Source organism: Brevibacillus sp. FW306-2-1A-C05A, assembly GCF_058781555.1.
In genome coordinates this window covers 20,687-28,917 of the sequence record NZ_JBYSWV010000055.1, presented here as the reverse complement: position 1 = coordinate 28,917, position 8,231 = coordinate 20,687, and the positions used below count along the sequence as shown (strand labels likewise).

Below are 8,231 nucleotides of genomic sequence, written 5' to 3'. Positions count from 1 at the left end.
AGTTCCTAATGGACTATCTAAAGTAACTAAAGATAAAGAAGTGGAGTCGGTTACAATACTAGAATCACCAAAAAATGCCTCTTCCCCTTCTGAAGCAGTAACATACCAATATAAAGTTACTTTTAAAGATGGAAAAAGTGCATTTCCTCAAAAAAATGATATCGTTTTCGAATCAACTCTTGGTGATACCAGTATTGTTGCTATACGTTCCCCTGAAGGCGAAACTAATTATACAGTTTTTCTCTATGAGTACAATAATACCAAAAAATGGGTTATTGATGGTTTTTTAAGATTACAGGGTGGTACGGGGTTTATGAATAAAGAAGGCTTAGATTTGCCAATGGATAAATTTAATGCATTAAATCTCAAAATACCGAAAAAAAACAAAAAAATTTGGGCATTTGCTAATGAAAAAGAGATAGTCACGATTGCCGTATATAATCGTTTTCCTTTTGTTGAAACAAATGATCCTGAAAAAATTACTTTAACCAATAAGAATGAAGCATATGTCTCAAAAGAAAATTTAAAAAACAGCTATTTGTATTATTTTGATTCTGGAAAACTAATAGTTGTATGCGGAAATATTGGCAAACAAAACATTATTAATCTAGCAAATTCATTGCCTTCTGTTAATTCTGCATTTTTCCCTAGCCCTAAAGAAAATTAAACAAAACAACCACTTACAAGTGGGCTTTAAACTATGAAAACTCCCCATCTCTAACCACAATTAGAAGATAGGGAGTTTTTTATATCAGAATAAGCTTCGCCTTATGCCTTCAATGAATCCATAGAAAAATCCCTTTTGGGGAGTAGTATTGCGACCAACTCGACGGAAAATAAAGTACGAGGGGAGCAAACCTAAAAATAACAGTTAATGGTAATCCAACATTAGAAATACCTAGTGACACTAATATCGTGTCTTAACTCAACGAGCTGCTGTTCGCAGCCGATATGGTATATATATCCTTTCTATTCACCCGGAAAAGAGCGTGAAAACATGAACCACGAGCTGTTTCAGCCGACGTTGAAGCCAAATGTCGACTACGAAACCAAATCGTACAATCTGACCCATTACCTCCTGGCTGTCTTCCTCGGAGGCTTGCTGCCAGCGATCGTGCTCGGGATTAAAAACGCAGGCTGGCTGCGGATCAAGCCGCTTTGGAGCTATGTGATTGCGGCAGCAGGCGTTGCCGTTTTCTTCTTCGCAACAAGGTACGCGCATTTTTTTGCGATCGGCACCGGAATCATGTATTACTTCCTGATGAGAGGCAAGTACCGCATTCATATGAGGCTTTACGCGAAGACGGAGCCGATCCTGCCGGAAGCTGTTTTATATGCGTTGCTGGGCAAGGCCGTAGAGTGGTTTTTCGCAGCAAAAGGAGTGCAACTGTTCCATGGAAACTGAAGCGTTGCAAAATTCGCGACATTATCAACTGGGCAAGCATTACTACGACATGAAGCGCTATGAGCAGGCCAGAGAGCATTTGCGCGAGGCGCTGGCGGAAGTGCCGACCAATCCGACCGTGCTTTACATGCTGAGCTACTGCGAGTTTCAACTGGACAATGACGAGGCAGCCTACGAGTTGTGCGTGGACGTGCTGCAAAAAGGGATGGTCACGGAGTACGTGTACCAGTTGCTCGGGCTGATTTTGCAGTCGCAAAAAAAGTGGTACGAAGCCGAGCAGGCGCTGCTGCAAGCTCTCGCTTTGAACCCACAGGAGCCGGGGATTATTGCGACCTACGCGTACCTGATGTTCCACACGGGACACGTGAAAAAAGCAAGGCTGCTGATGGCGGAAGCGCAGCGCCTGAACCCGAACGACAGCACGGTGCTGCACTACCAGTTTTACATCGACTTGATTGCCAGCAACAAAAAGCAGCAGCGCAAAACGCTGGAGACGTATGTGGAAGTCGCGGACGACGAGCTGTACAAGCTGATAAAAATCGGGGAAGAGGCGTACTTTCGCGACGATTACAAAACCGCAAAGGAAAATCTCATCCAGGCGTTTTTGCTCGATCCAACCAATGAGCGGGTCAAAGAATTGCTCGATGCGATCGACAAGGAGACGCACATCGTCTTTTGGCCCAATCGGCTCGTAGACAAGCTGGGTGGCCCGATCGGGATGTGGGTAGTTTTTGTTGTTCTTCTGTTTCTCATCAGCTACCTTGCCCCGTTTGCGGTCGGGTACTTTATCGTCTGCTGGATTGTGTTCGGGATTTACACGTGGATCTCGCCGCTAGTTTATAAACTTGTGTGTAAAGTGAGGAGTCAGTAAGTGGACAAAATCGATGTGCTTTTGCATATGACAAAAAGCAACCCGGAAAACGCTTCGGCGTGGTATTTGCTCGGGCTGGAGTACGCCGCGACGGGCAAAAACAACGAGGCACTGCAAGCGTTCACGGAAGCGCTGCGCTGCAACGATCCGGCGCTTACGCCGCAAATCATCGGGGAGCTGGGCAAGCTCTCCCTCGCGCCGACGCCAGCTTCTGCGCCTGTACAAAGCGAGCCAGCCGTTTCAGGGGAGGCGACAGCCCGGAAAGCGGGGGGTGTAGCGGTGCATGAGGTCGAGCATGTAAAACTGCATGAGACGGTGCGCGAAGCGGCGGCAGAAAACAAATCCGAAGCCACGGCCGACGACATAGCCGGAAACAAACCCGAAGCCGCGGCCGACGACAAAGCCGAAAACAAAGCCTCTGCCGCAGCCGACGACAAACCCGAAAAAGTACCCGTCCTCGCAACCACCCGGCCCCCGTCCGCCAGCCATGCCCAAGGGCCGGGCAGCGAGCGGCCATTTCAAGTCATCTCTGGCGGGCAAGCGGGGAAAAGAGACAGGGAAGCGCCGCCGATTACGTTTGCCGATGTGGGCGGGCTGCATGCGGTGAAAAACGCGATCCAGATGAAAATTGTGAAGCCGTTCGTGTCTCCCGGACTGTTCGAGCGATTCCGGAAAAAGGTCGGGGGCGGCATCCTGCTGTACGGCCCTCCCGGCTGCGGAAAGACGTTTATCGCCAAAGCGACAGCGGGCGAATGCCGCGCCCGGTTTATCCCGATTCACGTCTCGGACATTCTCGACCCGTATATCGGGGTGAGCGAGCAAAATTTGCGGGAGGTGTTTGCGTCGGCGCGGGCGACCAAGCCGAGCGTGCTGTTTCTTGACGAGATGGATGCCATCGGCTACAACCGCAGCCGATCTTCGACGGATACGATGCGGGCCGTGATCGACACGCTCTTGACCGAGATCGAAGGCATCGAAACCAATACGGACAAAATGCTTATCATCGGGGCGACGAACATGCCGTGGGACGTGGACCCTGCCTTCAAGCGTCCGGGCCGCTTCGACAAAATGATTTTTGTCTCGCCGCCGGATGAAGAAGCGCGCGCGACCATTTTCCGCATCAAGCTGCACGAGCGGCCGATCGAGCAGATCGACTACGCGCTTTTGGCAAAAGAAACCGACCTGTACTCCGGCGCAGACATCGAAAACGTCGTCGAGCTTGCTACAGAAGAGGTCATCACCGAGATTATGCGCACGGGCGTAGAGCGGCCACTCACTATGAAGGACTTGAAAAACGCGATCCAGTCGACGCAGCCGTCCACGATCGACTGGCTGCGCACGGTGAAAAACTACGTCAAATACGCCAACCAGGGCGGTCTGTACAACGATGTAGAATCGTTTTTATCCCGCTACAAGCGGATTTAACGACACGACACCAACAGCAAAAGCTTATTTCCCGCGTGCGTGATCGGAGCGCGAGGAATAAGCTTTTTTCGTCTCGAGATAAGGACAACGAAGGCGGGACTTCGCCAAAAAAGAGGGGGCAACCGAGCGTGCAGACGCCCTCTCATGCTTGCTTACGCTCCGGCAGGCAGGCGAAAGGCGCGAGAGGCGCAAGAGGCGCAAGAGGCGCGAGAGGCGCCAGCGGGCTTCCTGTAGACCCGTCCGCAGCCGCCGTCCATTGCCTTTTCTTATAGCCAGGCCCGCAAAGGCAGCACAAAAAATCAATCCGCACATCAAGACGGTCCCCGTGAGCGAAGGCATCGGCAATGCGGCAATCTCGATCCATCCGAACGTCGCGCAAAAAAACATCAAGGAGCAGGTTTCGGCGGTATTGGCGGATGACCTGTCCAAATACCGGGTAGCGTTGCCGGAAACGTTCCACGTAGAGATCGCCTTCCGCGAGCATTACTTGGCGTATCGCGGTTCGTTCTACCCGGGCGCGAAGCAGACGGGAGCGAAAACCGTCGAGTACGAATCGAACGATTACATGGACGTGCTGCGCTTTCTGTTTTTCGTCCTGTAGGGTGCGAACCGTAAAAAAGGGGAGCTGTTCCAAGGCCGATTACGCCTCGGGGACAGCTCCTTCATCATTTGGCTTCAAAACTTTTTGATCCAAAAAGAAAACCTGTTTGACCAGTTGGCCAACAGGCTTGACGATTATCCCATATGTTTTTTGTACATCCAGAGCTGTCCGCTTTTGATGACGCGGGCCATCTGACCGACCAGGGAGACTTTTCCCATGCTGGCAAAGCCTTCTTTTTTGCCGAGAGAACCGAGGAAGCCTTTGTGCTTGAGCGGTGGCAGAGAAGCCGGGTATTCTTCGCCTTTGATGTCTTTTTTCAGCATCAGGGCGATCTGATCCCCTTGAATCTCGGCTGTCTGGGCACTCGGCGCAGTGATCGTGCTCGCACAGTCGCCTACGACGTAGACGTTTGGATGGGTAGGAATCTGGTGATACTGATTCAGCTTGGCTCGTCCGATGTTGTCTGTCTCGATCGGCAGGGCGCGGACGATGCGGTTGGCCTGAATGCCGGCTGTCCAGACGATGACATCGCTTGGAACCGGCTGGTTATGGTTGTACACGACGCCAGGCTCGACTCCGGTGACGTTGGCCATGGAGACAAGCTGTACCTCGTGCTCGATAAACCATTGGGAAGCGTATTCCTGCAGCTTTTTCGGGAATGGGCTCAAAATGCTCGGGCCACGGTCGATGATCCGCACATTCAGGTCAGGACGGCTTTCGCGCAGCTCTGCCGCCATTTCCACACCGGAGAGACCACCACCCACAACGGTAACCGTACCATATGGATTTACATTATTGATTGCCATGTATGTGTTGCGGGTAGCTCCCATGGTTTGGATCGAGCAAGTAAACTGATCTGCACCAGGGATGTCATGGTAACGGTCCTCACAGCCCAATCCGATGACGAGCCAATCGTACGAGAGGGCGTCCCCGTTCGCAAAGTTGACGACCTGCTCGTCCAAGTCCACTGCGGTAACTTCGCCGTATTTGACGGTCAGGCGAGGATCGCTTGGAAAATTGACCCGCAAGTGGGCTTCCGGCGTAGTGCCCGCGGCCAGAGCGTAGTACTCTGTTTTCAGGCCGTGAAACGGCATACGGTCCACAAGGGTAATAAACACGTCGTCTGGTAAATCAGGGGACAGGACTCGCTCGATAATACGAAGACCCCCGTATCCTCCACCAAGGATCACAAGTCGTTTCATAGAAGGTCTAGTCCTTTCTTATGTCCGTTTTTTACAGCACCCATTCTATTTTTAGTCTCTTTCCGTAAAAATGCAAGCAGAATCTTTTTCCCGTTTTCTCCGCTGGATTTTTGGAAAAGTCGCGGTACAATAAAGTACGTGACGATGTCGGTATAATCGGTAGGTGAACATAGATGAAACCATTGGTAGAATTTTGCGCGAGCAACGTTTCTTCCTACACGCAGCCCGTCGTAGATGCGCTGGAAAACGACCCCGAGCTGGATGTGGATGTTCTCGAATACGGCTGTCTTGGCTACTGCGGAGAATGCTACATGGAGCCGTTCGCACTGGTGAACGGCAAACTGTTGAAAGCTCCGTCAGCCGATGAATTGCTTGCGAAAATCAAGCACTGCTTGCGCGAGGAAGAAGAGATGCTGGACGCAGATTTTCCTCTGTAAGCTGTTTTCTTAGGATGTTCATTGAGGCCCGCGAACAAACGCGTGTGCCCGGAAAATAAAAAAAGAAGCTGATGCCTGTTGGTGGCGGGCATCAGCTTTTTGGCGTTTTTAATGTTCTTTGATGACGTTGTAGAAGGTGTCGCGTTCCAGGGCGCGTTTGCCAGCGCCTTTAATCAGCCAGACCAGTTCATCGACAGTCAGTGCCTGCTGGGTGAGGGCCCCTGCCGAGTGACTGATGCGCTCCTCGATCAACGTACCGTGCGCATCGGAAATTCCCATCGTCAGCGAAAGCTGGGTCAACTGCGTCCCAATATTAATGAAGTAAGCCTTGATGTGCTGGAAGTTATCCAGCATGAGGCGGCTGATCGCCATCGTTTTCAGGTCGTCGATCGCGGAGTTGCGGCGCTTGATTCCGGCCGTTGCCTTGATCGGCTGAACGGCGAGCGGGATGAAGACCATGAAGCCGTTCGTCTCGTCTTGCAGCTCGCGCAGGCGCAGCATGTGAATGACGCGCTCTTCCAACGTTTCGATGGAGCCGTAGAGCATGGTCGTATGTGTTTTCAAGCCCAGTTCGTGAGCGGTGCGGTGAACTTGCAAGTACATGTCTGTGCTCGCCTTTTCCGGGCTCATTTTCATGCGGTAGCGCTCAGTCAAAATCTCGGCGCCGCCGCCCGTCAACGTTTCCAGTCCGGCTTTTGTCAGCTCCTGCAATACTTCGCGAATGGAGAGGCCAGAGATGCGGGAGAAGAACTCGATTTCAGCCCCGGTGTACGCTTTGATGGTGACATCGGGATAAGCCTGCTTCAAAATGCGAACATTGTCCACGTAGTATTCGAACGGCTTGTGCTGATTGTGGCCGCCTACGATGTGAAATTCACGGATACCCGGATGGAAGCGGGTTTCTACATAATGAAGCAACTCTTCCTTGTTCATTGTGTAAGCACCCTCGTCGCCTTCATCGCGACGGAATCCGCAAAATCTACAGTGAGCTTCGCAAACGTTTGTCGGGTTGATGTAGAGATTTTGCAAAAAGTAAACCTTATCTTCGTTTTTGCGATAATTGACAATGTTTGCCAACTGTCCAATCGTCAGGAGATCGTTGGAGTTAAACAGAGTAACGCCGTCTTCCAAAGTCAGGCGTTCACCGTGCAAGACTTTTTCCGCGATTCCGGCGAGTGATTTGTCTTGGATGGCAATCGTATCAAGCGCCATTCCAAACACTTCCTTTCTAGATCGAATGGTAAGGGATAAGAGCTGTACATCCAGGCCATACCCACTCAAAAACGTTCCTTGGGGGTGGAGAAAGCTCTAAGAAAAAGGGAAAATCTCGGGCAACAAGGCATCTATATTATAAACCTGTTAGTATGTACGAACAATAACATAAGTTCTCCAACTCTCTCTTGTAAAATTCTAACATTTATCGCCATTTTTTTGCGGGAATTTTGGGGAATGTGGGAAATTTTGTTTGCGAAATCATAGCCGTTCTTGTAAAATATAGTAAGAAAGCCTGATCTACTATTAGGAGGAGCTTCAGCATGAGGGACGTTTTGCTCGAAAAAATCGAACTCCTTCGACAGCGTATGGTAAATATGGGGTTAGAGTTTGGGTTGGATCATCCAGAAGTCCTAGAATACAGTATGCAAATTGATCAACTACACAACGAACTGAACCAGATAGATCATAATCTGTCTAAGGCAAGCCGAAAGAAGACGTATCGTTTTTATTTGACCGAGAACAATGCTTTTTTTGCATAAGGAGGGGGAGCCCCTCTTTTTTGTTTTGCCTGGGAGGCGGTATGAGCGCCCGAAGTGCAGGGGAACCTTGTGAGAAAGGTTGCTTCTTTTGTATACTGAACATATAGAAAGTGTAAAGGTAGCCTGCAAAGGAGGGAGTCAAGCATGATTACATTGACAGAGAGAGCCAGCCTCAAAGTAAAGGAAATGTTGGCGGCAGAAAATAAACCCGGATTGTTTTTGCGGGTAGGCGTCCGACCAGGCGGATGCAGCGGCTTCACCTATGGAATGGGCTGGGATCAGGAAATGAAGGAAGGCGACGTCACCTTCGAACAGCATGGTGTGAAAATTGTTGTCGACAAGGACAGTTACCTATACATTAAAGGAACCGAAATTGACTTCAAGGAATCCATGATGGGCGGAGGCTTTTCCATTGAGAATCCGAATGCGATTGCTTCCTGCGGCTGTGGCTCGTCGTTCAAGACGGCGCTGGCTGAGGGCAAGGCGGAGAAGTGCGACGACTAAGCTGTCCTGGACAGGATGAATAGCAAGAAGAT

Annotated in this window: 10 protein-coding genes; 8 read left to right on the top strand and 2 right to left on the bottom strand. The window is 50.5% G+C overall.

The window, feature by feature from the left end; genetic code table 11:
* The 5 genes from AC3WJN_RS22600 to AC3WJN_RS22580 form a co-directional block, all read left to right on the top strand.
* Window positions 1-667, top strand: a 667-nt coding sequence (locus tag AC3WJN_RS22600) for a hypothetical protein (RefSeq protein ID WP_492329332.1), incomplete at its 5' end; no start/stop codon positions are given.
* 330 nt (window positions 668-997) lie between these two features.
* Window positions 998-1,405 carry a hypothetical protein gene (locus AC3WJN_RS22595; RefSeq protein ID WP_005836395.1) on the top strand — a complete coding sequence of 136 codons (408 nt, stop codon included), beginning with the start codon at window positions 998-1,000 and terminating at the stop codon, window positions 1,403-1,405.
* Window positions 1,395-2,276 carry a tetratricopeptide repeat protein gene (locus tag AC3WJN_RS22590; RefSeq protein ID WP_005836397.1) on the top strand — a complete coding sequence of 294 codons (882 nt, stop codon included), beginning with the start codon at window positions 1,395-1,397 and terminating at the stop codon, window positions 2,274-2,276. Before AC3WJN_RS22595 ends, AC3WJN_RS22590 begins: the two co-directional genes overlap by 11 nt.
* Complete coding sequence (locus tag AC3WJN_RS22585; RefSeq protein ID WP_007785738.1) at window positions 2,277-3,701, top strand: AAA family ATPase; 1,425 nt, start codon at window positions 2,277-2,279, stop codon at window positions 3,699-3,701.
* Window positions 3,702-3,849: 148 nt separating this feature from the next.
* Window positions 3,850-4,302 carry a M55 family metallopeptidase gene (locus tag AC3WJN_RS22580; RefSeq protein ID WP_327953608.1) on the top strand — a complete coding sequence of 151 codons (453 nt, stop codon included), beginning with the start codon at window positions 3,850-3,852 and terminating at the stop codon, window positions 4,300-4,302.
* Window positions 4,303-4,436: 134 nt separating this feature from the next.
* Here AC3WJN_RS22580 and AC3WJN_RS22575 read toward each other — a convergent pair whose 3' ends face one another.
* Window positions 4,437-5,504: an NAD(P)/FAD-dependent oxidoreductase gene (locus tag AC3WJN_RS22575; protein ID WP_007785734.1), complete on the bottom strand. Its 1,068-nt coding sequence runs from the start codon at window positions 5,502-5,504 to the stop codon at window positions 4,437-4,439.
* 173 nt (window positions 5,505-5,677) lie between these two features.
* Between AC3WJN_RS22575 and AC3WJN_RS22570 the strand changes: the two genes are divergently transcribed.
* Complete coding sequence (locus tag AC3WJN_RS22570; RefSeq protein ID WP_005836405.1) at window positions 5,678-5,941, top strand: DUF1450 domain-containing protein; 264 nt, start codon at window positions 5,678-5,680, stop codon at window positions 5,939-5,941.
* A 108-nt stretch (window positions 5,942-6,049) separates the two neighbouring features.
* Here AC3WJN_RS22570 and mqnE read toward each other — a convergent pair whose 3' ends face one another.
* Window positions 6,050-7,153, bottom strand: coding sequence for an aminofutalosine synthase MqnE (gene mqnE, locus AC3WJN_RS22565; protein ID WP_005836406.1), 1,104 nt, complete (start codon window positions 7,151-7,153; stop codon window positions 6,050-6,052).
* A gap of 323 nt (window positions 7,154-7,476) precedes the next feature.
* Here mqnE and AC3WJN_RS22560 point away from each other — a divergent pair, with 323 nt between their 5' ends.
* Both AC3WJN_RS22560 and erpA read left to right on the top strand, forming a co-directional pair.
* A complete protein-coding gene (locus AC3WJN_RS22560; protein ID WP_007785732.1) occupies window positions 7,477-7,695 on the top strand; it encodes an aspartyl-phosphate phosphatase Spo0E family protein in 219 nt (72 codons plus the stop codon).
* A gap of 144 nt (window positions 7,696-7,839) precedes the next feature.
* On the top strand, window positions 7,840-8,199 hold the full coding sequence (gene erpA, locus AC3WJN_RS22555; protein ID WP_005836410.1) for an iron-sulfur cluster insertion protein ErpA: 360 nt from the start codon (window positions 7,840-7,842) through the stop codon (window positions 8,197-8,199).
* Window positions 8,200-8,231: the final 32 nt, after the last annotated feature.

What these genes read in the sequence shown, in the direction of transcription:
- AC3WJN_RS22595 (WP_005836395.1), top strand. Translation starts at nt 998, where the DNA reads ATGAACCACGAGCTGTTTCAGCCGACGTTGAAGCCAAATGTCGACTAC.
- AC3WJN_RS22590 (WP_005836397.1), top strand. Translation starts at nt 1,395, where the DNA reads ATGGAAACTGAAGCGTTGCAAAATTCGCGACATTATCAACTGGGCAAG.
- AC3WJN_RS22575 (WP_007785734.1), bottom strand. Translation starts at nt 5,504, where the DNA reads ATGAAACGACTTGTGATCCTTGGTGGAGGATACGGGGGTCTTCGTATT.
- AC3WJN_RS22570 (WP_005836405.1), top strand. Translation starts at nt 5,678, where the DNA reads ATGAAACCATTGGTAGAATTTTGCGCGAGCAACGTTTCTTCCTACACG.
- mqnE (WP_005836406.1), bottom strand. Translation starts at nt 7,153, where the DNA reads ATGGCGCTTGATACGATTGCCATCCAAGACAAATCACTCGCCGGAATC.
- AC3WJN_RS22560 (WP_007785732.1), top strand. Translation starts at nt 7,477, where the DNA reads ATGAGGGACGTTTTGCTCGAAAAAATCGAACTCCTTCGACAGCGTATG.
- erpA (WP_005836410.1), top strand. Translation starts at nt 7,840, where the DNA reads ATGATTACATTGACAGAGAGAGCCAGCCTCAAAGTAAAGGAAATGTTG.